This window comes from Stenotrophomonas sp. 109824_Sma, from assembly GCF_056480025.1.
Genome location: NZ_CM151078.1, coordinates 3,844,192 through 3,867,643, shown reverse-complemented (window position 1 = coordinate 3,867,643; position 23,452 = coordinate 3,844,192). Strand labels below are relative to the sequence as shown.

Genomic DNA, 23,452 nt, shown 5'->3' with positions numbered 1-23,452 from the left:
AGAACTCTCAGGCAGGGAATCAGGATTTTTTTTCCAGCGACAGCAGCAGCTTCCACTGCGCGGCGGTCACCGGGAACACCGACAGGCGGTTGCCCTTGGCAACCAGCGGGAAGCCTTCGCCGAGCGCTTCGGCGTGCAGCTTGATCTCGTCCAGCGCGATCACCTGCTTGAGCTTGCGGTCGAAGGCCACGTCCACCAGCATCCAGCGCGGGTTCTCGCGCGTGCTCTTGGGGTCGTGGTAGTCGGATTCGGGGTCGAACTGGGTGTCATCCGGATAGGCTGGGCTGGCGACGGTGGCCAGGCCGACGATGCCGGGGACCTTGGTATTGGAGTGGTAGAACAGGATGCCGTCGCCCACCTGCATGCCATCGCGCATGAAGTTGCGCGCCTGGTAGTTGCGCACCCCGTTCCAGGGTTCGACCTTGACCTTGGCCAGGTCATCGATGGAGAAGGCGTCCGGTTCGGACTTCATCAGCCAGTAGCGCTTGCGGGCGGTCATGCGTTCACGGGGGCAGCGGAGGGGAACAGGGTGCCGTCTTCGGTGCAGATCGCATCCACCGGCACGTCCCACGACGCCACCGGCAAGGACTCGACCTGCTGCACCGCGAACGCAGCACCGACCAGCCAGGGCGGCGCCGGCCGGTCGTGGCGGAAGGCGAAGCTGCGATCATACCAGCCGCCCCCCATGCCCAGCCGCCGGCACTGTGTGTCGAAGCCCACCAGCGGGGTCACCACCAGCGCCATCTGCGCCGGTTCCAGGGTGTCTTCCATGGCCACGTCCGGCTCGGGAATGCCATAGCGGTTGCTGGTCAGTGCTTGCCCCGGCCGCCACGGTGCGAAGCGCAGCACGTCGCCGGCCAGCACCGGCAGGCAGTAGGTGAGTCCTTCGGGCAGCTGCAGCTGCCAGCGGTGCAGGGCGATTTCGCCATCCAGCGCCCAGTAGCCGGCCACGGCGCCTTCGCGCGGGGCGAACGGCAGGGCCAGCAGGGCATCGGCAAGCGATTCGGCGGCGGCGATGCGCTCACCGGCGGAAAGGTCCCGGCGGCGTTGCCGCAGGTCGTGGCGCAGGGCCTGGCGCGGGTCGGTCATGGCAGCGTGCGGCAAGGATCAGCTGCCATTGTGCCGGAAAGAACAAGGGCGACGCCCGAAGACGCCGCCCTTGCTGGAATATTGCATTCTCCGCAATGTCGATGCATGCGAAACGACCTTGAACCCGGGGGCTCAAGTGGGAACGCTGGAGAACCATCGGGCTTCCCGCTACAAGGCGGACCTGCACTCCCGGCGCTGTCGCGCTCCCGGTGTCGTTCTTAAGGGACAAGGCGAATGTTTGCACATGCCGTCGAGTACCGCAGAGAACGCATGGCCATTATAGCCAGCGCGCAGGATCTGGATAGGCCGTTCGTCGGCAACAGTCCGTGCCAATTCAGATACGCGAAAAGGGGACGGAGGGAATCAAGGCGTTTCCAGCACGGAAGGGGCGAATGCGCCTTGATTCCCTCCGTCCCCTTTTTCTATGGGGTGCCGTCGATCGCGCGGTCCAGGCGCCGGTTCAGGTCGGCCAGCGTCTGCTGCAGGGCCACGGCCTGGCGGGCGTTCTCGTCGCGCAGCAGCTGCAGTTCGTGGGCCAGGTTCAGTGCGGCCAGCACGGCGACGCGGTCGACGGCGGCCATGCGGTTGCTGCCGCGGATCTCGCGCATGCGTGCATCGAGCAGGCGCGCGGCGGCCATCAGGCTGTCGCGTTCGTCGCCGCCGACACCCACGGTGTATTCACGATCGAGGATGCGGACACTGACCGGTTCGGCGCTCATGTGTGCTGCTCCAGGGATTTGAGCCGGCTGATCATTGCTTCCACCCGCGAGCGTGCCTGCTCGTTCTTGGCCAGCAGCGTGGAACGCTCGGCCACCAGCTGTTCCTGCTGGTGGCGCAGGCTGCGGTTCTCCTCGGCCAGGCGCTGGTTGCGTTCAAGCAACGCTTCCACGCGGGCGGCGAAGTCCTGCAGCTGGGCAAGGGGATCGGCGGGTTCCATGCGGGCACGATAGGCAAGCCGGGTAAGGGTGGTCAAGCGTTGTCGCAGCAAGGCCTGACGGCCGCAGAGAGGATGCCGTGGGGTTGCTACACTACGGGGTCTCACGGGCGCGCGCGTGCGCGCCCCGGGTTTCCTTCTCCGAACGAGCCGCACGATGACCGAACTTCCCTCCGTCGACGACGTTACCCGCGCCAGCCAGGAACTGGGCCTGGGCGCCACCGCTGCCGAGCTGCACGGCGCGCTGTGTGGCTGGCTGGCCGCCGGCGGCGCCCCCGGCAACGATTGGCCGGCGCGCGTGCTGGCCGACGACAACCTGCCACCGGTGGCCGCCGACAGCGTGCTGGGGCAGCTGCTGCAGGCGACCATCAAGCAGCTGGAAGACCGCGACTTCGCCTTCGAACTGCTGCTGACCGATGGCGACGACGTATCCGCGCAGGCCGATGCCATGTTCAGCTGGACCCGCTCGTTCCTGGGCGGCTTCGGCCTGGGCAGCGGTGGTCGCCGCCCGACCCTGTCCGAAGAGGGCGAAGAAGCGCTGACCGACATGGCCAGCCTGGCCCGTGCCTCCAGCGAGGATTTCGAGGCTGGCGGCGATGACGATGACGAAGCCCTGTCGGAGATCGAGGAATTCATCCGCGTGGCGGTGCTGCTGCTGCACGGTGACGTGGTGCTGGCCTCGCGCCATCGGCAGCGCCTGAACTGATGGATATCAAGCAGCGCACCGGCATCGCGGCCGGCGAATACAAGCGTCGGCGCCTCCAGCTGATGGACATGGCTGGCGAGGACGCGATCCTGGTGCTGCCGGCCGCGGCCGAGAAGGTGCGCAGCCTCGATACCCATTACCCGTTCCGGCAGGATTCGGACTTCCAGTACCTGAGCGGCTTCCCGGAGCCGGAAGCGGTGCTGGTGCTGATCCCGGGGCGACGCCACGGCGAGGCCATCCTGTTCTGCCGCGAGCGTGATGCCGAGCGCGAGGCCTGGGACGGCAGCCGCGCCGGCCAGGAAGGCGCGGTGGCGCAGTACGGCATGGACGATGCGTACCCGATCGACGATCTGGACGACATCCTGCCGGGCCTGCTGGAAGGGCGTTCGCGCGTCTACTACCACTTCGGCCGCGACGCCGATTTCGACCTGAAGCTGATCGGCTGGGTCAACCGTGTTCGCTCGCAGGTGCGCCACGGCGCGCAGCCGCCGCATGAGTTCCTGGAGCTGGGCCACCTGCTGCACGAGCAGCGCCTGTTCAAGTCCGGCGCCGAAGTGGCGTTGATGCACCACGCCGCGCAGATCAGCGTGCGTGCGCATCTGGCGGCGATGAAGGCAGCCAAGGCCGGTATCCACGAGTACGAACTGCAGGCGGAGCTGGAGCGCGTGTTCCGCGCCAACGATGCTGTGCCGGCCTACTGCAGCATCGTCGGTGCGGGCCGCAACGGCTGCATCCTGCATTACCGCGACAACAACGCACGTTCGCGCGACGGCGAGCTGGTGCTGATCGATGCCGGCGCGGAATATCGCGGCTATGCCAGCGACATCACCCGCACGTTCCCAGTGAATGGCCGCTTCAGCGCCGAGCAGCGCGCGCTGCACGACCTGGTCGGCGATGCGCAGGCTGCGGCGCTGGCCCAGGCCAAGCCGGGCGTGCCGTACGAGGCCGGCCACCTGGCGGCGGTGCAGACCCTGACCGAGGGCCTGCTGCGGCTGGGCCTGCTGAAGGGCACGCTGGAAAAGAACCTGTCCGAAGGCCAGTACCAGCGTTTCTACCGGCACAAGACCGGGCACTGGATCGGGCTGGACGTGCACGATGTGGGCGATTACCGCCTGGCGGGTGATTCGCGCCTGCTGGAGCCGGGCATGGCGTTCACCATCGAGCCGGGGCTGTATGTCGGCGTGGACGATACGACGGTGGAACCGCGCTGGCGCGGTATCGGCATCCGTACCGAGGATGACGTGCTGATCACCGATGACGGCCATCGCGTGCTGACCGAAGGCCTGGCGCGCAGCGCCGACGAGATCGAAGCGGTGATGGCGGGGTAAGGGGCTTTTCTGCAGGGCTTGCAGCCCTGCACCTGCTACACGCCAGAGCAACAGCAACAGCGGGCATTCCGTGAGACGGCGGGGCACTGTGGGTTTGCGGGGACGCCGTAAACCCGTCCATGGGGGCTTGGTCGCGGCATCCATGCCGCTCACACCCCGCAAGCCCACAGTGCCCCGCCTTCGACAGGTTCACGCGGCTGTTGGTGGGTGCCGACCGTTGGTCGGCACATCTGTCAGATATCGAATGAATCATCCACGCATGGCGTGGATCTACTGGCTGCTGCGGCTGTTGGTAGGTGTCGACCTTGGTCGACACAGAGCGAGCGCAGCGAGCGACCCGCTTTTGCTTTTCCTTTTTCTTTTCCGTGGTTGGACGCGCGCAGGAAACTGTCAAAGGTGGGGCGGGTGGGCCATGCAGGGGCGTTGGCGCCATGGATGGCGCCATCGAGCTTACAGGGACGTACTTGCAGCGTCCCCTGCATGGCCCACCCGCACCGCCAAGCGCGGCTTTTGCTCTAAGCCTCAAACCACGAGGGGCTCAGCCGTTCGCCGCCGCAAACTCCGGCCGCGTCAGGTTGTCCGCTTCGCCCTCGGTGCACAGCACTTCGTCTTCGATGCGGATGCCGCCATACGGACGGAAGAAGTCCACGCGGTCCCAGTTGATCGCATCGCCATGGCCGGCGTCCTTCACTTCGTTCAACAGCATGTCGATGAAGTACAGGCCCGGTTCGATGGTCACCACCATGCCCGGTTCCAGTACGCGGGTCAGGCGCAGGTATGGATGGCCCGCCGGGCGCTCGATGCGGCCACCCTCGTCGCTGGCTGCGAAACCCGCCACGTCGTGCACCTGCAGGCCGATCAGGTGGCCGATGCCGTGCGGGAAGAATGCGGCGCTGACACCGGTCTCCACTGCCGTCTGCGGCGAGACCTTGATCACGCCGAAGTCCTTCAGCACGCCCATCAGCGAAAGATGCGCGTCCACGTGCAGCTGCTTGTAGTCGAAGCCCGGGCGCACCGCTGCGCACATCTGCTGCTGGGCGGCGTCGACGGCGGCGATCATCGCAGCGAATTCGTCGTGGCCCTGCGCGGCGTAGGTGCGGGTGATGTCGCTGGCATAGCCGTGCGCGCTGGCGCCGGCATCGATCAGGAAGCTGCGCAGCGGCTGCGGTGCCTTGCGGCCCAGCTCGGTGTAATGCAGCACGGCGGCATGTTCGTTCAGCGCCACGATGTTGCCGTAGGGCAGCTCGTTGGCGTCCTGGCCCACCGCCTGGCAGTACGCCATGTGGATGTTGAACTCGTCGGCGCCGTTGCGGAACGCGGCTTCGGCGGCGCGGTGGCCGCGCACGCCCAGCACCTGCGCCTGGCGCATCAGCGCGATTTCATACGGCGTCTTGCTGCCGCGGTGCCATTCCAGGTAGTTCACCACCGGTGCCGGGTTGTTCGGCACGTAGCTGCCCAGCGCGCTCTGCGGCTCGCCGAGGATCGCGCAGCGCGACGGGTCGGCCGGCAGCAGGGCCAGCGCGTCTTCGGGTTTGCGGATGATGTGGATGTCGAAGTGGTCCACCCACCAGCCGCTCGGCGCATCCGGCACCACGTGCCAGTAGTCGAAGGGCTGGTGGAAGATCACCGCCGGGCGCTTGCCGGGGGTGAACACGATCCAGCTGTTGGGCACGCGGGTCAGCGGCAGCCAGGCCTTGAACTGCGGATTGACCGCATACGGGTAGTCGCGATCGTCGAACACCTGGTAATGCAGGGTGCCGCTGGGCACCACCAGGTGATCGAAGCCGCCGCGGGCCAGCGCCTGTTCGGCACGTCGGCACAGCACGGCCAGGTGGTCGGGATACAAGGCGCCGGGGTCTTGCTGGATCATTGCGGTGGCTCGACACGGAAAACGGCCCTAGATTCTGCCGCATACCGGGAAAAACCGCTGTGCTGGAACCGGCACTCAGGCCGTCGAAACCGGCCCCTCGTCGCTGTCTTCGCCTACCCACTGGCGCAGCAGCTGCCGATGCTCACGTGACAGGGTGAGGAAACGGAAGCCGGTCCAGCTCTGGCCCGGCGCATGCGCCGGTTCGCTCCACAGCAGGTGCACGCCCACGTCGATGGCCTCGTGGCGGCCGTCGCCCATCGGCAACGGGAAGCGGAACTGGTACAGCGCATCCTCGCGCAGCGGCGTGCTGGCCAGCATCAGCATGCCGGTCTCGGAGACATTGCCGAGCCGGCCCACCACGCTTTCGCGCATCTGGTCGGTGACCGGCACCAGGTCCGAGACCTGGCGGCGCGGCGCGCGGCGGGTGTCCTGCGGCGGTTGCGTGTTCAAGCGGACGTCTCCCTGGAACGACTGCCGGCCAGCGCACGCAGCGCGCCGAGGCTGGCCTGCCATGCGCGATCGACCAGCCGGCCATTGTCTTCGGTGACCAGCTGCGCGCGCCCGGCGCTGATCTGCCGGGCCAGCGTGTCGAGGTCGGTATCGGCGATCTTCTGCCCGCGCGGATTGACGAACAGGGCGTGGCCGGTCAGCAGGCTGTACCAGGACAGGCGCTGGCGGCGCAGGGTGCCGTCACCGTTGTCGATGTCGAACCAGCTGCCGAAGGGCAGGGTGGCCAGCTGCTGGTAGGCGGCCTCTTCGGCACTGCTGCGCGGTGCCAGCGACGCATTGCCGCCGCCGCTGGCGGCATGTTCGCCCAACCGTGCACGCGCCTTCAGCCGGGCACTGAGTTCAGTGCGCGAGGTGCTTTCGTCCTCGCCACCGGGCGTGGCCAGGCGGCGGGCAACGGCGGCCGCTTCTTCGGCGTGATAGCCGACCTGCACCAGTGCGGACTCCACATCGCTGGCCAGCGAGGTATCGGTACCACCGGGCGCGTCGACGGCCTGCGCGGTCACCGCAGCGATGCGCTCGGTCTGGTGCAGGCGCTCCTGCCATTGCGGTGAATCGTCGCCATGGCGCAGGCGGGTGAGGGTGAGTGCATCGGCCCAGGCCTGGCGCAGCAGGGTCTGCACGAAGCGCGGCGGCTCCTGTGCGTCGCAGCACTGGTCGATCTGCGCATTGGCCTGGCGACGTGCCAGTTCCAGTCGTTCCTTGCCGCGCGCGGCCTCGACGTGGCGGCGCTCGGCCAATTCGGCGCGATGGGCCGCCGCGCGCTGGTGCTGCTGCACGTCTTCGTTGGCGGTGGCGAAGGCCTCGGGCGAGCGCGCGTCCTGGCCGAGCAGGCCCTGCACGCTCTGCGCCATGCGTTGCAGCAGCTGGGGGTCCACATCATCGTCGCCCAGCCAGTTGGCGCCGACTTCGGCAATCTGGTTGAGCAGTTCGCGTGCGGGGTGTTCGTCGCGCACGAAGAAGCCAGGGTCGGCCATCGCCGCACGCGCCAGCGGTACCTGCAGGCGCGCCAGCAGGGCGGCAGGCACCGGATCGGGGCGCTGCTGTTGCTGCACCTGCTGCATCAGCATGCGCAGCAGGTCGAGGTTGTCGCGGTCGTGGCTGCCCAGCTGGGCCTGCGCGCCGTGCTCGCTGCGCAGCTGGGCGACCACCGCAGCCTGCAGGTCGGCGACGCCGGTGGCCGCGCTGGACTGGGCCTGCAGCCGTGCGAGGACCGCATCGACGGCCGCACTGGGCACGGCAGCGGCATCCGCGGGGGGCGCCGTGGCGTGGCGGGCCTGTTGCAGCAGTTCATGCAGCGCACTGCCGGTGGACGTGGTCACGCCCGGGGCTGCGGCACCCGGGGCGACCGCATCGTTGAAGGCGTCCTGCACCAGGTTCGACCAGGAACCGGCGGGAGCGGAGCCGTTCCAGCCGGTCAACGGGGCGGCCGCACGCTTGGCAGGCTGGGTTGCGCGGCCGCCCCCCACTGACTGGGTGATGATCCGCCGGGTGCTCGACGAGCGTGCCAGGTAGGGGGTGTAGACCAGGCCCGGCAGCACGCCGTGCTGGGCCAGCAGCGCGTTGGCGCGGTCCAGGATGTCACCCAGGCGCTCCAGTACCTGCCGCTCGAAGCTGCGGTACAGCGCAAGCTGCACATCCACGCCGAGGGTGTCCTGTTCGGCGATCCGGCGCACCATCGCGCACAGGGCCTGCGGTGCCAGTGGCAGGGTGTCGGCCTCGAACGCCGGCGCCGCTGCAAGCACGCCCAGGCGCTGGCCCAGCAGGTTCAGCGTATTGGTTGAACGCAGCGTCTCGCGCCGGATCATCTCGGTCAGCAGCAGGTCGCGATCCACCTCATGCTCATCGACCAGTGACAGGCCGAGCATGCCCGGCAGCGGCGGCGGCGAAGCATGGGCCGCCGCGGCGGTGGACGGCGCGCGCAGGCCCACCAGCGCCTCGGCCACGGCATCAAGCATGCGGTCGGCGAAGTGGCCGGCGAAGGCGTGCAGCTGGCCGCGCTGGGCCATCAGGTCCGCCTGCTGCATCGGATTGCGTGCGCGGTCGGCGTCGTGCAGCAGCGTCTGCTCCAGCGCTTCGACGGTCAGGATCAGGGGCGCGGCCAGCGTTTGCCGGCACAGGCCGATCAACGCACCCAGCAGCTCACGCACCCGCGGTGGCAGGTCGCTGGCGGCCAGGCGGGCTTTGTCGGCAGAGGTGATGGAAAAGACAGCTGACATCGGCGAGCGGTACCCGGATTCCCGCGGATCGATCCTGTGAATCTACCGTGTCGGCCGCAGTCGGCGCTACTTTAGGGTGAACGTGTCTCACGTTCGCTGGGCAGCGCCGACGGATGAACGGTAGTGCCCGCTGCTGGCCGGCAGCGCTGTCTTCACTGTAATGCCGGCCAGCGGCCGGCACTACCGGCTACGGCGGAAGCCTTATTCCTCCAGGAACAGGCTCACCACATCGTTGGTGAAACGGCGGCCCAGCTCGGTCGGCTGCACATGGCCATCCGTCACGTCCAGCCAGCCGCGCTGAACGGCCTCGGCCAGGGGGGCATCCAGCACGCTGCGTGGCAGCCCGGTGCGCGACTCGAAATCGCGCAGGCCGAAACCTTCGTGCAGGCGCAGCAGGTTGAGCATGTACTCGAACGGCAGGCGCTCTGCTGCGATCACGTCGTCACCACCGAACGAGGCCGGAGTGCCGGCGCTGTCCAGGTAGGCCTGCGGGTGCTTCAGCTTCCAGCGGCGCAGAACGTGTTCCTCGGCGCCCGAGCTGATCTTGCCGTGTGCGCCGGCACCGATGCCCAGGTAATCGCCGAAACGCCAGTAGTTCAGGTTGTGCGCGCTCTGCCGGCCGGGGCGCGCATAGGCGCTGACCTCGTACTGGCCGAAGCCGGCCTGCGCCAGCAGCGCCTGGCAGTGTTCCTGCATGTCCCAGGCGTTGTCTTCGTCGGGAATACCCTGCGGCGGCCGCGCGAAGAACACCGTGTTCGGTTCCAGGGTCAGCTGGTAGTGCGAGATATGCGCCGGCTGCAGCGCGAACGCACGTTCCAGATCAGCCTCGGCACCGGCCAGGGTCTGTTCCGGCAGCGCGTACATCAGGTCGATGTTGAAGTTGTCGTAGCCCGCGTCCTGCGCCATCTTCACCGCGCGCTCGGCCTCGCCGCTGTCGTGGATGCGGCCCAGGCGCTTGAGCATGGCGTCGTCGAAACTCTGGATGCCGAAGCTGAGGCGGTTCACGCCGGCCGCGCGGTAGCGGTCGAAACGGCCATGCTCGGCGGTGCCCGGGTTGGTTTCCAGGGTGATTTCTGCGTTGGGTGCGAAGCGCAGGCGTGCGCTGGCCTGCTGCAGGAAGCGGTCGATCGCTTCCGGCGGGAACAGGCTGGGGGTACCGCCACCGAAGAACACGCTGTGCACCACCCGGCCCCAGACCAGCGGCAGGTCCTGGTCGAGGTCGCGCAGCAGGGCATCGATGTAGGCATCGAACGGCAGTTCGCCCTTGGCCTGGTGCGAATTGAAATCGCAGTACGGGCATTTGCGCACGCACCACGGCAGGTGCACGTACAACGACAGCGGTGGTGGCACCAGTCGCGGCGGGCTGTCGTGGTCAGCGGAGCAGGCTTCGCCGGGCAGGTGGTTGCAGTGGTCGTGGGCGTGCGGCATGGGCTTCTTCGGTAGTGCCGGCCGCTGGCCGGCTTCCCTGGTTCGATCGGGTGGCGTCAGTACAGCGTCGCCAGCTGCTGCTTGAGCTGCTGCAGGGCAATGGCACGGTGGCTGATGGCGTTCTTCAGGGCCGGCTCCATCTCCGCGGCGGTCAGGCCGTGGGTGGTGTCCAGGAACACCGGGTTGTAGCCGAAACCATTCGTGCCGCGCAGTTCGCGGATGATCTGCCCTTCCCAGCGGCCTTCGCAGATCAGAGGCTGCGGGTCGGTGGCGTGGCGCAGCAGCACGATCACCGCATAGAAGCGGGCGCCGCGCTGGCCATCGGGAATGTCGGCCATCGCTTCCAGCAGCTTGGCATTGTTGGCTGCGGCGTTGGTCGGGTGGCCGGCATAACGCGCGCTGTACAGGCCCGGTGCACCGCCGAGGGCATCGACGATCAGGCCCGAATCATCGGCCAGCGCCGGCAGGCCGGTCGCTTCGCAGGCCGCGCGCGCCTTCAGCAGCGCGTTCTCGACGAAGGTCAGGCCGGTCTCTTCCACGTCGCCCAGGCCCAGCTCGGCGGCCGAGGTGATCTGCAGCGGCAGGTCGGCGAGGATCTCCTGCATCTCCACCAGCTTGCCGGCATTGTGGCTGGCCAGTACCAGTTTCTTCATTGACGGGGCTCCAGCAGGTCCCAGGTGTTGCCATACAGGTCGCGGAACACCGCGACCGTTGCATAGGGTTCTTCGCGCGGCGCTTCCAGGAACTCGACCCCGGCGGCCAGCATCGCCGCGTGGTCGCGGTGGAAGTCGTCGGTGTTGAGGAAGAAGGCGACGCGGCCACCGGTCTGGTTGCCGATGCGGCTGCGCTGTTCCTCGTCGCTGGCACGGGCCAGCAGCAGGGCGGCAGCGCTGCCGTCGGTCGGCCCCACCACCACCCAGCGCTTGTGGCCCTGGTCGATGTCCTCCAGCAGCGCGAAGCCGAGCTTTCCGGTGTACCAGGCGATGGCTTCGTCATAGTCGGCTACCACCAGGGTGGTCAGGGCGATGCGCCGGTTCATGCCGACAGCGCCGCCTGCTGTGCGTCCAGCAGTTCGCGCACGCCCTTTTCGGCCAGACCCAGCAGCGCGTCCAGCTCGTCGCGACGGAAGGCATGGCCTTCGGCGGTGCCCTGCAGTTCGATGAAGCCACCACCGTCGTTCATCACCACGTTCATGTCGGTGTCGCAGTCGCTGTCTTCGGCGTAGTCCAGGTCCAGCACCGGGGTGCTGCGGTACACGCCCACCGACACGGCGGCCACTGCGCCCAGGATCGGGTTGCGCTTGATGTCGCCACGCTTCATCAGCACGTTCACCGCATCGACCAGGGCCACGTAGGCGCCGGTGATGGCGGCGGTGCGGGTGCCACCGTCGGCCTGCAGTACGTCGCAGTCGAGGGTGATGGTGCGCTCGCCCAGCGCGTTGCGGTCCACGCAGGCACGCAGGCTGCGGCCGATCAGGCGCTGGATCTCCAGCGTGCGGCCGCCCTGCTTGCCACGGGCCGCTTCGCGGTCGCTGCGGGTGTGGGTGGCGCGCGGCAGCATGCCGTACTCGGCGGTCACCCAGCCTTCGCCCTTGCCGCGCAGGAAGCCCGGCACGCGGTTCTCGACGCTGGCGGTGCACAGCACGCGGGTTTCACCGAAGCAGACCAGTACCGAACCTTCGGCGTGGCGGGTGAAGCCGCGTTGGATGACGACCGGGCGGAGCTGGTCGGGCTGGCGGCCGCTGGGGCGGGAATCGGACATGGTGCGGGTTCCGTAATGGCGAGGGAGTACGCCGCCACGCCCGCGGCCTTCACGGGGCGGGCAAGGGGGCTCTGGTGAGGGCGCTAGGGTACCATTCCCCCTTTGCACGCACCGGACACAATCCATGATTCGAAGCATGACCGCCTACGCCGGCGGCGAGCGGGTCACCCCGTGGGGCACGCTGGGCTGCGAGCTGCGCTCGGTCAACCACCGCTTCCTGGAGGTCGGCACCCGCCTGCCCGAGGAACTGCGGGCGCTCGAACCGCAGCTGCGCGAGCGTATCGCCGCGCGCCTGAGCCGCGGCAAGCTGGATCTGGTGATGCGCCTGCGCGCGCCGGAAGCGGCGGCCAACCTGCAGGTCGACGAGGCCCTGCTGGGCCAGCTGGGGCGCCTGGCGCACCGCCTGACCTCCGATTTCCCCAACCTGCAGGTCAGCTTCACCGACCTGCTGCAGCTGCCGGGCGTGACCCGTGGCGAGGCGACCGACGCCGCCGCCCTGCAGGTCGAGGCACTGGCCCTGCTGGACCAGGTGCTGGACGGCTTCGTCGAGGCCCGTGAGCGCGAAGGCGGCAAGTTGTCGGCTGCCATCAGCGAACGCGTGGACGGTATCGAACGCATCGCTACCGAAGTGCGCACCTTGATTCCGGCCATTCGCGACGGCCAGCGCGCCAAGCTGGCCGCACGCCTGGCTGACCTGCCGCACCCGGTCGACCCCGGCCGCGCCGAGCAGGAGCTGGTGCTGTGGCTGCAGAAGCTGGACGTGGATGAAGAGCTGGACCGCCTCGGCAGCCACATCGTCGAGATCCGCCGCGTGCTCAAGCAACGCGAGCCGGTCGGCCGCCGCCTGGACTTCCTGCTGCAGGAGTTCAACCGCGAAGCCAATACGCTGGGGTCGAAGTCGGTGGACAGCCGTACGTCCAATGCCGCGGTGGAGCTGAAGGTGCTGATCGACCAGATCCGCGAACAGGTGCAGAACATCGAGTGATGTTGCATCCAGCGATACAGCAAGGGCGCCTTCGGGCGCCCTTGTCGTTTCAGTGCATCAGCGCACGCTGACGCCCGGCGCTCCTTCGCCCAAACGCCCCACCACGGCCGCCTGGCCGAACCCGGCGTCGTGGAAGCAGGCCAGCACCGCATCCACCGCTTCCGGGGCACAGGACACCAGCAGGCCGCCGCTGGTCTGCGGGTCGGTCAGCAGCGGCTGCCAGTGGGCGGCCAAGCCCTCGTCGAAGCGCACCTCGGCGCCATACGAGGCCCAGTTGCGGTTCGAGGCGCCAGTCACGCAGCCGCGTTGCAGCAGGTCCAGCGCCTGTGGCAGCAGCGGCACCTGTGCACTGTCCACCTCGGCAGCGACACCACTGGCGCGGCACACTTCCAGCAGGTGGCCGAGCAGGCCGAAGCCGGTGACGTCGGTCATCGCATGCACGCCCTCCAGCGCGGCAAGGGGCACGCCCACGCTGTTCAGGCGGGTGGTCGACTCGATCATCTGCCGGTAGCCGTCGGTGTCCAGCACTTCCTTCTTCAACGCCGACGAATACACGCCCACGCCCAGCGGCTTGCCCAGCACCAGCACATCGCCGGCGCGGGCATCGGCATTGCGCTTGAGCCGCTGCGGATCGAGCACGCCGATCGCGGCCAGGCCGTAGATGGGTTCCACCGAATCGATGCTGTGGCCACCAGCCACCACGATGCCGGCATCGGCGCAGGCGCGTTCGCCGCCCTGCAGGATGCCGCGGATGGTGTCCTGCGGCAGCGTATTGATCGGCATGCCGACGATGGCCAGTGCGAACAGCGGGCGTGCGCCCATCGCGTACAGGTCCGACAAGGCATTGGTGGCGGCGATGCGGCCGAAGTCGAACGGATCGTCGACGATCGGCATGAAGAAATCGGTGGTGGCGACGATCGCCTGTCGGTCATCGAGGCGGTACACCGCCGCGTCGTCGCTGGTCTCACGGCCGACCAGCAGTTCGGCCGGTGCCGGAAGCGCTGGAACGCCGCGCAGCAGTTCGGAAAGCACGCCCGGGGCGATCTTGCAGCCGCAGCCGCCACCGTGGGCCAGCGAGGTCAGTCGTTGCGGGGCATCGGCCGTTGAAGGAGCGGGGGACTGCGCGTGCGTGGCCATGCCGACATCTCCTGCGGAAACACGAATGGCGGAAGGCAGCAGGAGTCGAACCTACCAGGGAACGATCGACGCCCCCTACTGGGTTTGAAGCCCAGCCGCATGCCCGGATGCGCATGCCTTCCGAAAGTACGGCGGTACCGGTGGGCTCAGTCGCGCGCTGCGTTCCACTGCAGGTCGCCGCGCGGACGATGCTGGTCACCGACGCGTCGAGTGTAGCCAACGCGATTGAAGAACTCCAAGATCTGGATGCTGCGTTTGCGGCCCAGGCCGATGGCATCGCGGAAGGCCGCCGCATCCACCGTGCCGGTGGCCTGTGACAGCTGCGCGACGATCGCGGCGAGCTCGGTGATGCGGGCCGGTGCATAGAACAGGTCAGGCACCACCTGGAACAGGTCGCCGCGGGCTGCGGCCCGGCGCAGGATCGCGCGGACCTCGTCTTCGGCCAGGCCGAAGTCGGCGGCCAGGGTGCGCACCCACGGCGGATCGAAACCACCGGCGTGCAGCTGCGGAAGCACACGTTCCAGCAGAAGACGTTCGCGCTCCGGTGGCGCATGGTCATGGCCGGGCAGGCGCCACCAGGCGCCCACGCGCTGCAGCGTGCCATCGGCCAGCAGGTCCTGCAGCAGGGCATTCCACAGGTTGCTCGCCAGTGCGGGCAGGGTGCTGCGCTGCAGGCGGCCGCTGTCGACACCGGGTTCGTCCGGGCGTCGCTCGTGCCAGTCGCGCAGCGAGGCAATCACCTGCTCGCGCAATGCCTGCCAGTGCGAGGCGAGGATGATCACCGTGTCATCGCGGGTGACGATACGCTGTGCGTCCGCAGGCAGATCGATCTGACCGGCGGCGCGCCGGCAGTAACGCTGCAACGCGGCCATCGCAATGCCGAAGGGAGCCTGCTGCAACGGCGGGCCGATTCCCGCACCTGCGGCCAGCTGCTCCAGCGCCCCAAGCCATGCGAGCCGTGCCGGGCTGCGCCGACGCCGCTGTGGCGGGTCCGGGTCGAGCACGACGCCACCGCCCAGCGTGTGGGTCGCGGCGGAATCGCGGGCGATGAAGCGATCACCACACATCGCACAGACCGGCGCCTCGAACACCAGCTGCACGAGCTGCCCATTGCCGTGATCGTCGTCCTCCAGCAGAACCACATGAGCCTGCCGGTGCATCGTGCCCCAATGGATGTGCAGGGGTGCCCAGTCGCGCAGTGGAGCTGCCCGTGGGGACAGCCGAAGGCGCACATCGATGCGGGTGGTGGCCAGCAGCGCGCGCGGGTCGGCAATCCAGTCGCCACGATGAATCTCGTCGCGGGCGATGGCGGCCAGGTTCAACGCGCAGCGCTGCCCGGCCATGGCGTGTTCGCTGGGCTGGTTCTGCGCGTGGATGCTGCGCACGCGGACATCGGTGGCGGCGGGCATCAGTTGCAGGTGCTCGCCCACTGTGGCGACGCCGCCATGCACCGCGCCGGTCACCAATGTGCCGTGGCCCGCCAACGAGAACACGCGGTCCACCGGCATGCGGAACAGCTCGCCGCGTAGCGTGGCCTGGCGCGCGTTGGCATCGCCCGCGGCCCATGCGTGCAGGTGGGCGCGCAAGGCGTTGATGCCTGCGTCATCGGCTGAAGTGCTGTTGCAGGCGAATACGGGGGAATCCTGCAGCGGCGTCGCGGCCAGCAGCGCGGCGATCTCGATCTCGACCCGGGCGATGCGCGCGGCGTCCACGCGGTCGATCTTGGTCAGCGCCACCGCGCCGCGATCCACGCCCAGCAACTGCAGGATCGCCAGATGCTCGCGGGTCTGCGGCATCACGCCGTCGTCGGCGGCGATCACCAGCAGGGCGACATCGATGCCGGTGGCGCCGGCCACCATCGTGTGCACGAAACGCTCATGGCCCGGCACATCGACGAAACCCAGCGTCGCGGCGGGGCCTGTGCCGTCCGAGCTTTCCACCGGGACATAGGCATAGCCCAGTTCGATCGATATGCCGCGCGTGCGCTCTTCCTGCAGGCGATCGGTTTCGATGCCGGTCAGTGCCCGCACCAGGCTTGTCTTGCCATGGTCGATATGCCCGGCGGTGCCGACGATCATGCCTGCAGCGTGCTCCATTGGGCGAGGAAGTCCGCTTCGTCGGCCGGTTCCAGGCAGCGCAGGTCCAGCCACAGCGCGTCATCGGCGATGCGTCCCAGCACGGGGCGCGGCAGCTGACGCAAGCGCTTGGCCAGGCGATCCAGTCCGCCACGGTGCGCAGTGGTGATGCGCAGCCCGGCACTGGCCAGCTGCGCCTGTGGCTGTGCACCGCTGCCGATCTGGCTGTGCATCGATGCCCGTTCAAGACCGTAGTCGGCGGCGAGCGCGGACCGCATCGGCGGCAGCAGGCGCTGGGCCTGCACATCCATGTCATCCTGCGTGCGCGACAGGGTGCGCAGGGTCGGCAGCCGTTTCGCCAGCAGCTCCGCTTCGCGGTACAGCGCCAGCACCGCTTCCAGCGCGGCCAGGCCCATCTTGTCCATGCGCAGCGCGCGCTTGAGCGGGTTGCGGTTGATACGTGCAATCAGGTCGGCGCGGCCGGCGATGATGCCGGCCTGAGGCCCGCCCAGCAGCTTGTCGCCGCTGAATGAGACCAGATCGGCGCCGGCCGCCAGTGTTTCCTGCACGGTCGGCTCGTGTGGCAGGCCGAATGCCGCCAGGTCACACAGGCTGCCGCTGCCCAGGTCCACCACCAACGGCAGGCCATGGTCGTGCGCGATGGCAGCCATTGCCGCCGTGTCGACCTTGGCGGTGAAGCCGGTGATCGCGTAGTTGCTGGCATGCACTTCCATCAGCAGTGCGGTGCGCGCGCCGATGGCATGGGCGAAGTCGGCCGGATGAGTGCGGTTGGTGGTACCCACTTCCAGCAGCCGCGCGCCGGCACTGCGCATCACATCGGGAATACGGAAGGCACCGCCGATCTCCACCAGTTCGCCGCGCGATACCACCACCTCGCGGCGGTTGGCCAGGCTGTTGAGCAGCAGCAGCACCGCCGCGGCATTGTTGTTGACCACGGTGGCGGCTTCGGCGCCGGTCAGCTCGCAGACCAGCGCCTGGACCCGTGCATCGCGGTCGCCGCGGCGGCCGCGGGTGATGTCGAATTCCAGATCGACCGGCGCGGTCATCGCGCGGGTGACCGCCTGCACGGCAGCATCGGGCAACAGCGCGCGGCCAAGATTGGTATGCAGCACGGTGCCGGTCAGGTTGAACATCGGCTGCAGGTCCAGCCGTGCATCGGCGGCAAGGGCGGCGTCGAGCGCCGCGACCAGAGCCGGGCCTTCAATGGCCTGATGCAACTGCTCGGCCGAGAGCTGCGCGGCACTGATGCGCTCACGCAGCGCCTGCAGGTGCGAACGCAGCAGCAGGGTGACGCGGCTGCGACCGTGATCTTCGATCAGTGCCGACAGCGCCGGCAGGCGCAGCAGCTTGTCCAGCGAAGGCAGGGCGGCGGCCGATGCCGGGGTGCGGGGCGTGCGTGGCATCGGTCAGTCGCTGTCGGATTGCCACAGCAGTGGATTCTGGCTGGCACGCGCGTAGCCTTCCTCGCCCAGCAGCAGGTCCAGCGCCAGTGTGCCGAGGTCATCAGCCACCGGTTCCAGTGACGGGTCCTTTTCCAGATACAGGATCTTGCGGTAGCTGTGGCAGTGGTCGCAGGTTTCCGCGCGCACCGCGCTCTCGCGCACGGCCTGGCCGGTATCGCCGTCGGCATCGGCCAGGGCGCGGTAGGCGATGTCCTTGCCGGCGGCACCACACTGGCTGCACTGCACGCGCACGTAGTGCCACTGGCAGGCGCACAGCGAGCACGACAGGTAGCGGTAGGAGGCGTAGGGCGGACGAGCCTGCACCACGCTGGTCACCGGCAACGTGCCGCACAGCGGGCATAGCCCCGGCGCATCGGCCAGCGGCTTCAGGTCGGTGGGGCGGAAGCTGGCCGCCAGCACTGTCCAGTACACCTGCAATGCATTCATCACCAGCAGCGCAGCGACTGCGTCGACCGCGGGCGCGTCATCGCGTTCCAGCACGGCGTGGGCCTGTGCATCCAACCAGGCATCCTCGGCGGCGGCGACGCGCAGGAGTTCGTGCCGGGTTTCCGCCGGCAGCCTGGCCTCGTCGGCGCAGTGCCGGCACAGCGTGCGCAGCCAGTCGCGCCAACGCCCATCCAGCTGAAGCGTATTGGCAGGTCGCAACGGCATGCCGGCGCCGGCCGCCGCACTCGACTGCTGCGTCCGCGCCTGCGCCTGAAGTTCCTCGCGCTGCTGCGGTGTCAGATCCTCCAGCAGCGCCTGCTGCGCATCGGCCAGTGCCGCCAGCAGCTGCAGGTAACCGCCGATGGCGCTGTTTCCCGCCAGGCTGCGCAGCCGGTCCGCGCGCGCGGCGAACAGCGACTCGGTATCGGGCAGGATGATGCGCGGCACGTCGCGCGAGGCTAGCGTCTCGATCTCACCGGGTTCAAGGATGCGTTGCGCCATGCAGGGCCAGCCAGAAGAACCAGCCTCCATCCTCGCCGTTGTCGTCGCTGGCGTCCAGCGTGTTCCAGGTAAAGCAGTCGAGCATGGCTCGACTCTACAAAAAACGGATTCGGTTGTTGCCGTGTTCATCGTGTCGACCAAGGTCGACACCCACCAACAGCAGCGGGAAACTGTCGAAGGCGGGGTGGGTCCGGTTGCGGGGGTGTCCGCGGCATGGATGCCGCGGCCAAGCCCCCATGGACGGGTTTACGGCGTCCCCCGCAACCGGACCCACCCCGCCATCTCGCAGGAGACCTGTCTTTGACGTTGACGTTGACGTTGACGTTGCTTCTGCGGGTGCAGGGCCGCAGGCCCTGCCGCTACCCCTGTTCCCGCCGTCCGCGCAGGATGTCCCGGAACCACTGCCGGTGGTGCTTGTACGCCCACCCGTAGGTCACCTTGCCCTGGGTCATCGCCCGCACCGAGCCCTTGATCCAGATCGCTGCATAGATGTGCACCACGATCGCGCACACCAGCACCCAGCCGAACAACGCATGGGCGAGCACCGAGAAGCGGATCACCCCGATCGGGAAGAAGTGGCTGAAGTACTGCCGCCAGATCACGAAGCCGGTCAGCAGCAGCGCCGACAGGCAACCAATGATGGCCCAGAACAGCAGTTTCTGGCCGGCATTGAAGCGGCCCACCGGCGGCAGCTTCTCATCCTCGTTGCGCAGCACATCGCGCATGCCGCGCATCCACTTGCCATCGTCGGCGGTCGGCAGATTGTCGCGCCACATACGGAAAGCCAGCAGCGCAAAACCCACCACCATGGCCAGGCCGATGAACGGATGCAGGATGCGCGTCCATGGTCCGCCGCCGAACAGCTGGGTCAACGGGAACAGGGCAGGGTGGAACAACGCCAACCCGGACAGTGCCGTCAGCACGAAGCAGATCGCCACGATCCAATGATTGATGCGGGTCGGCGCGCGGTAGCGGATGATCTGCCGCGGGTGCGGGGCGTACTTCATGGCCGCTGCTCCTCTTCGATCTTCTTCGCCTCGTGCTCGGCTTCCTCTTCTTCCTCGTCATTGACCGTGTTGCGGCCGATGCCGATGTAATGCAGGAAGCCGGCGAAGGCGGTAGCGGCAATTGCAAGCACGCCCAGCGGCTTGGCCACGCCCTTCCAGACTTCCACCATCGGGCTGATACGCGGGTCCTTGGGCAGGTCGGCGTACAGCTCGGGCTTGTCCACATGCTGCAGCACGTACATCACGTGGGTGCCGCCCACACCCTGCGGGTCATACAGGCCGGCGTTCTCGTAGCCACGCGATTTCAGGTCCTCCACGCGGCCGGCGGCATGCTCGGTCATCGCCTGCTTGCTGCCGAAGGTGATCGCACCGGTCGGGCAGGTCTTCACGCAGGCCGGTTCCTGGCCCACCGCCACCCGGTCCGAACACAGCGTGCACTTGTAGGCCTTGTGGTCCTTCTTGGAGATGCGCGGCACGTCGAACGGGCAGCCGGTCACGCAGTAGCCGCAGCCGATGCAGTTCTCTTCCTGGAAGTCGACGATGCCGTTGGCGTACTGGATGATCGCGCCCGGCGACGGGCAGGCCTTCAGGCAGCCCGGGTCGCTGCAGTGCATGCAGCCTTCCTTGCGGATCAGCCACTCCAGCTTGCCCTTCTCGTCCTCGTACTCGCGGAACTTCATCACCGTCCACGACTGTTCGCTCAGGTCGGGCGGGTTGTCATAGCTGCCGACGCAGCTGCCGACCTCGTCGCGCAGGTCGTTCCATTCCATGCAGGCGACCTGGCAGGCCTTGCAGCCGATGCACTTGCTCACATCGATCAGCTTGGCGACCTGGCCGGTGTGCGCACCGCGCGCCTCCGGCGAGGGCGTGGTGGTGGCCGAGCGGCGGATGATGTCCAGGGATTGCAGTGACATGGCGTGTCTCCTACACCTTCTCGACCTTGACCAGGATGCACTTCGATTCGGGGGTCTGCGAGTTGCCGTCACCGATGGCGTTGGTCAGCGTATTGGCGATGTATCCGGGCTTGGCCGCACCCAGGAAGCCCCAGTGGATCGGCACGCCCACCTGGTGCACGGTCCGGCCATCGATCTGCAGGGCCTTGATGCGCTTGGTCACCATCGCCACCGCTTCGATATGCCCGCGCTTGGAACTGACCCGCACGCGGCTGCCGTTGTTGATGCCCAGCTCGTCGGCCAGGGCCGCGCCGATCTCGACGAACTGCTCGGGCTGGATGATCGCGTTGAGCTTGCCGTGCTTGGTCCAGAAGTGGAAATGCTCGGTCAGGCGGTAGGTGGTGGCCACATGCGGGAACTCGTCCGGGGAGCCGATCTGTGCGCGATCGCTGGCGAACACGCGTGCCGCCGGGTTGTTCAGCGTCAGTGCCTGCCCCGGGCTGAGCGGGTTGCTGCGCAGCGGGGTGTCGAACGGTTCGTAGTGCTCCGGGAACGGTCCCTCGGCCATGCCGGCCTTGGCGAAGAAGCGGGCGATGCCTTCCGGATTCATGATGAACGGGCCCATGCCGCCGGCGGGATCTTCGTCGGCCTTGAAGTCCGGCACGTCCACGCTGCCCCAGTTCTTGCCGTTCCAGGCCAGCAGCGTGCGGCGCGGATCGAATGGTTGGCCAGCCACGTCGCACGACGCGCGGTTGTACATCACGCGGCGGTTGGCCGGCCACGCCCAGGCCCAGCCCAGCGTGTTGCCGATGCCGGTGGGGTCGCTGTTGTCACGCCGCGCCATCATGTTGCCGGTCGGGCCCCAGGCGCCGATGTAGATCCAGCAGCCGGAGGACGTGCTGCCGTCGTCGCGCAGGTCGCCGAATGCGGCCAGCTGCTCGCCAGCCTTGCGCACCAGCTTGGTCGGGTCCTTCGGATCGAACACGTCGGCCAGCGCCTTGCCGTTGTATTCCATCGCCAGTTCTTCCGGCGTCGGCAGTTCCGGGTTGGAGTACTTCCAGGCCAGGTCGCGCACCGGCTCCCACCATGCACCGCCATCCTTCTCGTACATCGCCTTGATGCGATGGAACAGCTCGGACATGATCTCGATGTCGCTGCGCGCTTCACCCGGCGGATTGGCCCCCTTCCAGTGCCACTGCAGCCAGCGCGAGGAATTCACCACCGCGCCGTTCTCCTCGGCGAAGGAGGTGGTCGGCAGGCGGAATACTTCGGTCTGGATCGTGCTCGGGTCGACGTCGTTCAGCGCGCCATGGTTCTGCCAGAAGGCAATCGTCTCGGTTTCCAGCGGGTCCATGCTGACCATGAACTTCAGCTTGGAGAACGCACTGATCAGCTTGCCCTTGTTCGGCGCCGAAGCCAGCGGGTTGAAACCCTGGCAGATGTAGCCATGGATCTTCCCCTCGTTCATCAGCTCGTACGCCTGCAGCATGTCGTACGGCTTGTCGAGCTTGGGCAGGTGGTCGAAGCACCAGTTGTTGTCGGCGGTGGCGGCGTCGCCCCACCACGACTTCATCAGGCTGACGTGGAACTTCGGGTAGTTCTGCCAGAACGACATCTGGTTGGCGCGCAGCGGCTTCTGCGTGCGCTTGGCGATGTAGGCGTCGTAGTCCTGCTCGTCCTGTTTCGGCAGGGTCAGGTAGCCGGGCAGCAGGTCCGACATCAGGCCGATGTCGGTCAGGCCCTGGATGTTGGAATGCCCGCGCAGCGCGTTCATGCCACCACCGGCCACGCCGATGTTGCCCAGCAGCAGCTGCACCATGGTGCCGGCGCGCACGTTCTGTGCGCCGATCGAGTGCTGCGTCCAGCCCAGCGCGTACAGGATGGTCATCGCCTTGTCCTTGCCGGCGGTGGACGCGATCATCTCCCACACCTGTCGGATGCTGTTGGCCGGCGTGCCGCAGATGCGTTCGACCATCTCCACGGTGTAGCGCGCGTAGTGCTGCTTGAGCAGGTTGTAGACGCAGCGCGGGTCCTTCAGCGTCGGGTCGCTGCGCACGAAGCCATCGTCACCGTACGCGTAGTCCCAGCTGGAGCGGTCGTAGCTGCGCTTCTCCTCGTTGTAGCCCGAATACAGGCCGTCCTTGAAGGCGAATTCGTCCTTCACCAGGAACGACATGTCGGTGTAGTTCAGCACGTACTCGTGCTGGATGCGGTCCTCGGTCAACAGGTAGTTGATCAGGCCGCCCAGGAACACGATGTCGGTGCCGGTACGGATCGGCGCGTACACGTCGGCCACGGCGGCCGAGCGGTTGAAGCGCGGATCGACCACGATCAGCCGGGCCTTGTTGTGTGCCTTGGCCTCGGTCACCCATTTGAACCCGCACGGATGCGCCTCGGCGGCATTGCCACCCATGATCAGGATCAGGTCGGCATTCTTGATGTCGACCCAGTGATTCGTCATCGCACCACGGCCTAGCGTCGGGGCAAGACCTGCCACCGTCGGGCCGTGTCAGACACGTGCCTGGTTGTCGAATGCCAACATGCCAAGGGAGCGCACGACCTTGTGGGTCAGCACCGCGGTTTCATTGCTGGTGGCCGAGGCGGCCAGCATGCCGGTGGTCAGCCAGCGGTTGACCGTCTGCCCGGCCTCGTTCTTCTGCACGAAGTTGGCATCGCGGTCTTCCTTCATCAGCCGCGCGATGCGGTCCAGCGCATCGTCCCAGCTCAGCCGCTTCCACTCGTTCGAGCCCGGTGCGCGGTACTCGGGGTAGAGCAGGCGCGACTTGCTGTGGATGATGTCGGCCAGGCCGGCACCCTTCGGGCACAGCGTGCCGCGGTTGACCGGGTGGTCCGGGTCGCCCTCGATATGGAAGATGCTCGGCTCGGCATTCTTGGCACCGTCGCCGAGGCTGTACATCAGGATGCCGCAGGCCACCGAACAGTACGTACAGGTGTTGCGGGTCTCGGTCGCGCGGGTCAGCTTGTACTGCCTGACCTCCGCGAGCGCGATGCCGGGCGCGAAGCCCATCAATGCCAGGCTGGAGCCGACCAGGGTTGTCCCGGTCACTTTCAGGAACTGGCGGCGGCTCATCGATGGCATGC

At 67.8% G+C, this 23,452-nt stretch carries 21 protein-coding genes, 1 tRNA gene and 1 other RNA gene; 3 read left to right on the top strand and 20 right to left on the bottom strand.

Translation table 11 applies throughout. From position 1 onward, the window contains the following. Nucleotides 1-19: 19 nt before the first annotated feature. The 5 genes from ACZK1G_RS18140 to ACZK1G_RS18120 form a co-directional block, all read right to left on the bottom strand. Nucleotides 20-499, bottom strand: a complete 480-nt coding sequence (locus ACZK1G_RS18140; protein WP_101766024.1) for an EVE domain-containing protein — start codon at nt 497-499, stop codon at nt 20-22. Next, nucleotides 496-1,089: a 5-formyltetrahydrofolate cyclo-ligase gene (locus ACZK1G_RS18135; protein WP_101766023.1), complete on the bottom strand. Its 594-nt coding sequence runs from the start codon at nt 1,087-1,089 to the stop codon at nt 496-498. The genes ACZK1G_RS18140 and ACZK1G_RS18135 overlap by 4 nt, the downstream gene beginning before the upstream one ends. 83 nt (nt 1,090-1,172) lie before the next feature. After that, a non-coding RNA gene (ssrS, locus tag ACZK1G_RS18130) (6S RNA) lies at nt 1,173-1,358 on the bottom strand. 153 nt (nt 1,359-1,511) lie between these two features. Beyond that, a complete protein-coding gene (locus tag ACZK1G_RS18125) occupies nt 1,512-1,808 on the bottom strand; it encodes a cell division protein ZapA (protein WP_005410899.1) in 297 nt (98 codons plus the stop codon). Next, a complete protein-coding gene (locus ACZK1G_RS18120) occupies nt 1,805-2,026 on the bottom strand; it encodes a TIGR02449 family protein (RefSeq protein WP_005410898.1) in 222 nt (73 codons plus the stop codon). Before ACZK1G_RS18120 ends, ACZK1G_RS18125 begins: the two co-directional genes overlap by 4 nt. A gap of 154 nt (nt 2,027-2,180) precedes the next feature. Here ACZK1G_RS18120 and ACZK1G_RS18115 point away from each other — a divergent pair, with 154 nt between their 5' ends. Next, on the top strand, nt 2,181-2,729 hold the full coding sequence (locus tag ACZK1G_RS18115; RefSeq protein WP_014648288.1) for a YecA/YgfB family protein: 549 nt from the start codon (nt 2,181-2,183) through the stop codon (nt 2,727-2,729). A gap of 5 nt (nt 2,730-2,734) precedes the next feature. Then, on the top strand, nt 2,735-4,057 hold the full coding sequence (locus ACZK1G_RS18110; protein ID WP_478448398.1) for an aminopeptidase P N-terminal domain-containing protein: 1,323 nt from the start codon (nt 2,735-2,737) through the stop codon (nt 4,055-4,057). Between the two features lie 538 nt (nt 4,058-4,595). Here the strand turns inward: ACZK1G_RS18110 and pepQ are convergent. The 7 genes from pepQ to rph all read right to left on the bottom strand — a co-directional run bounded on the left by pepQ (nt 4,596) and on the right by rph (nt 11,842). Beyond that, nucleotides 4,596-5,927, bottom strand: coding sequence for a Xaa-Pro dipeptidase (gene pepQ, locus ACZK1G_RS18105; RefSeq protein WP_049446546.1), 1,332 nt, complete (start codon nt 5,925-5,927; stop codon nt 4,596-4,598). A gap of 75 nt (nt 5,928-6,002) precedes the next feature. Next, nucleotides 6,003-6,377, bottom strand: coding sequence for a PilZ domain-containing protein (locus ACZK1G_RS18100; protein ID WP_014038349.1), 375 nt, complete (start codon nt 6,375-6,377; stop codon nt 6,003-6,005). Beyond that, the gene (locus tag ACZK1G_RS18095; protein WP_101766022.1) at nt 6,374-8,653 is read right to left on the bottom strand and encodes a DUF1631 family protein; all 2,280 of its coding nucleotides are present in this window, start codon (nt 8,651-8,653) and stop codon (nt 6,374-6,376) included. Before ACZK1G_RS18095 ends, ACZK1G_RS18100 begins: the two co-directional genes overlap by 4 nt. Before the next feature lie 201 nt (nt 8,654-8,854). After that, the gene (gene hemW, locus ACZK1G_RS18090; RefSeq protein ID WP_049446544.1) at nt 8,855-10,081 is read right to left on the bottom strand and encodes a radical SAM family heme chaperone HemW; all 1,227 of its coding nucleotides are present in this window, start codon (nt 10,079-10,081) and stop codon (nt 8,855-8,857) included. A gap of 56 nt (nt 10,082-10,137) precedes the next feature. Continuing rightward, complete coding sequence (gene rdgB / locus ACZK1G_RS18085; RefSeq protein WP_049446541.1) at nt 10,138-10,734, bottom strand: RdgB/HAM1 family non-canonical purine NTP pyrophosphatase; 597 nt, start codon at nt 10,732-10,734, stop codon at nt 10,138-10,140. After that, a complete protein-coding gene (locus ACZK1G_RS18080; protein ID WP_032956062.1) occupies nt 10,731-11,120 on the bottom strand; it encodes a VOC family protein in 390 nt (129 codons plus the stop codon). Before ACZK1G_RS18080 ends, rdgB begins: the two co-directional genes overlap by 4 nt. After that, nucleotides 11,117-11,842, bottom strand: a complete 726-nt coding sequence (gene rph, locus ACZK1G_RS18075; RefSeq protein WP_101766021.1) for a ribonuclease PH — start codon at nt 11,840-11,842, stop codon at nt 11,117-11,119. Before rph ends, ACZK1G_RS18080 begins: the two co-directional genes overlap by 4 nt. Nucleotides 11,843-11,966: 124 nt before the next feature. On the opposite strand from rph, the gene ACZK1G_RS18070 reads away from it, so the two are divergent. Next, nucleotides 11,967-12,827, top strand: a complete 861-nt coding sequence (locus ACZK1G_RS18070) for a YicC/YloC family endoribonuclease (RefSeq protein WP_019661992.1) — start codon at nt 11,967-11,969, stop codon at nt 12,825-12,827. 57 nt (nt 12,828-12,884) lie between these two features. Here ACZK1G_RS18070 and selD read toward each other — a convergent pair whose 3' ends face one another. The 8 genes from selD to fdnG form a co-directional block, all read right to left on the bottom strand. Continuing rightward, complete coding sequence (gene selD, locus ACZK1G_RS18065) at nt 12,885-13,964, bottom strand: selenide, water dikinase SelD (RefSeq protein ID WP_101766020.1); 1,080 nt, start codon at nt 13,962-13,964, stop codon at nt 12,885-12,887. A gap of 26 nt (nt 13,965-13,990) precedes the next feature. Continuing rightward, nucleotides 13,991-14,086, bottom strand: a tRNA-Sec gene (locus tag ACZK1G_RS18060). A gap of 24 nt (nt 14,087-14,110) precedes the next feature. Continuing rightward, nucleotides 14,111-16,042 carry a selenocysteine-specific translation elongation factor gene (selB, locus tag ACZK1G_RS18055; protein ID WP_101766444.1) on the bottom strand — a complete coding sequence of 644 codons (1,932 nt, stop codon included), beginning with the start codon at nt 16,040-16,042 and terminating at the stop codon, nt 14,111-14,113. Further along, nucleotides 16,039-17,463 carry an L-seryl-tRNA(Sec) selenium transferase gene (selA, locus tag ACZK1G_RS18050; protein WP_101766019.1) on the bottom strand — a complete coding sequence of 475 codons (1,425 nt, stop codon included), beginning with the start codon at nt 17,461-17,463 and terminating at the stop codon, nt 16,039-16,041. The genes selB and selA overlap by 4 nt, the downstream gene beginning before the upstream one ends. Nucleotides 17,464-17,466: 3 nt before the next feature. After that, nucleotides 17,467-18,450, bottom strand: a complete 984-nt coding sequence (gene fdhE / locus ACZK1G_RS18045; RefSeq protein WP_049446530.1) for a formate dehydrogenase accessory protein FdhE — start codon at nt 18,448-18,450, stop codon at nt 17,467-17,469. A gap of 359 nt (nt 18,451-18,809) precedes the next feature. After that, complete coding sequence (locus tag ACZK1G_RS18040) at nt 18,810-19,457, bottom strand: formate dehydrogenase subunit gamma (RefSeq protein ID WP_014038337.1); 648 nt, start codon at nt 19,455-19,457, stop codon at nt 18,810-18,812. Continuing rightward, entirely contained in the window at nt 19,454-20,371 is a 918-nt protein-coding gene (gene fdxH, locus ACZK1G_RS18035; protein WP_012481154.1) for a formate dehydrogenase subunit beta, read from the bottom strand. The genes ACZK1G_RS18040 and fdxH overlap by 4 nt, the downstream gene beginning before the upstream one ends. Before the next feature lie 10 nt (nt 20,372-20,381). After that, on the bottom strand, nt 20,382-23,450 hold the full coding sequence (fdnG, locus tag ACZK1G_RS18030; RefSeq protein WP_147416415.1) for a formate dehydrogenase-N subunit alpha: 3,069 nt from the start codon (nt 23,448-23,450) through the stop codon (nt 20,382-20,384). Between the last annotated feature and the right edge of the window lie 2 nt (nt 23,451-23,452).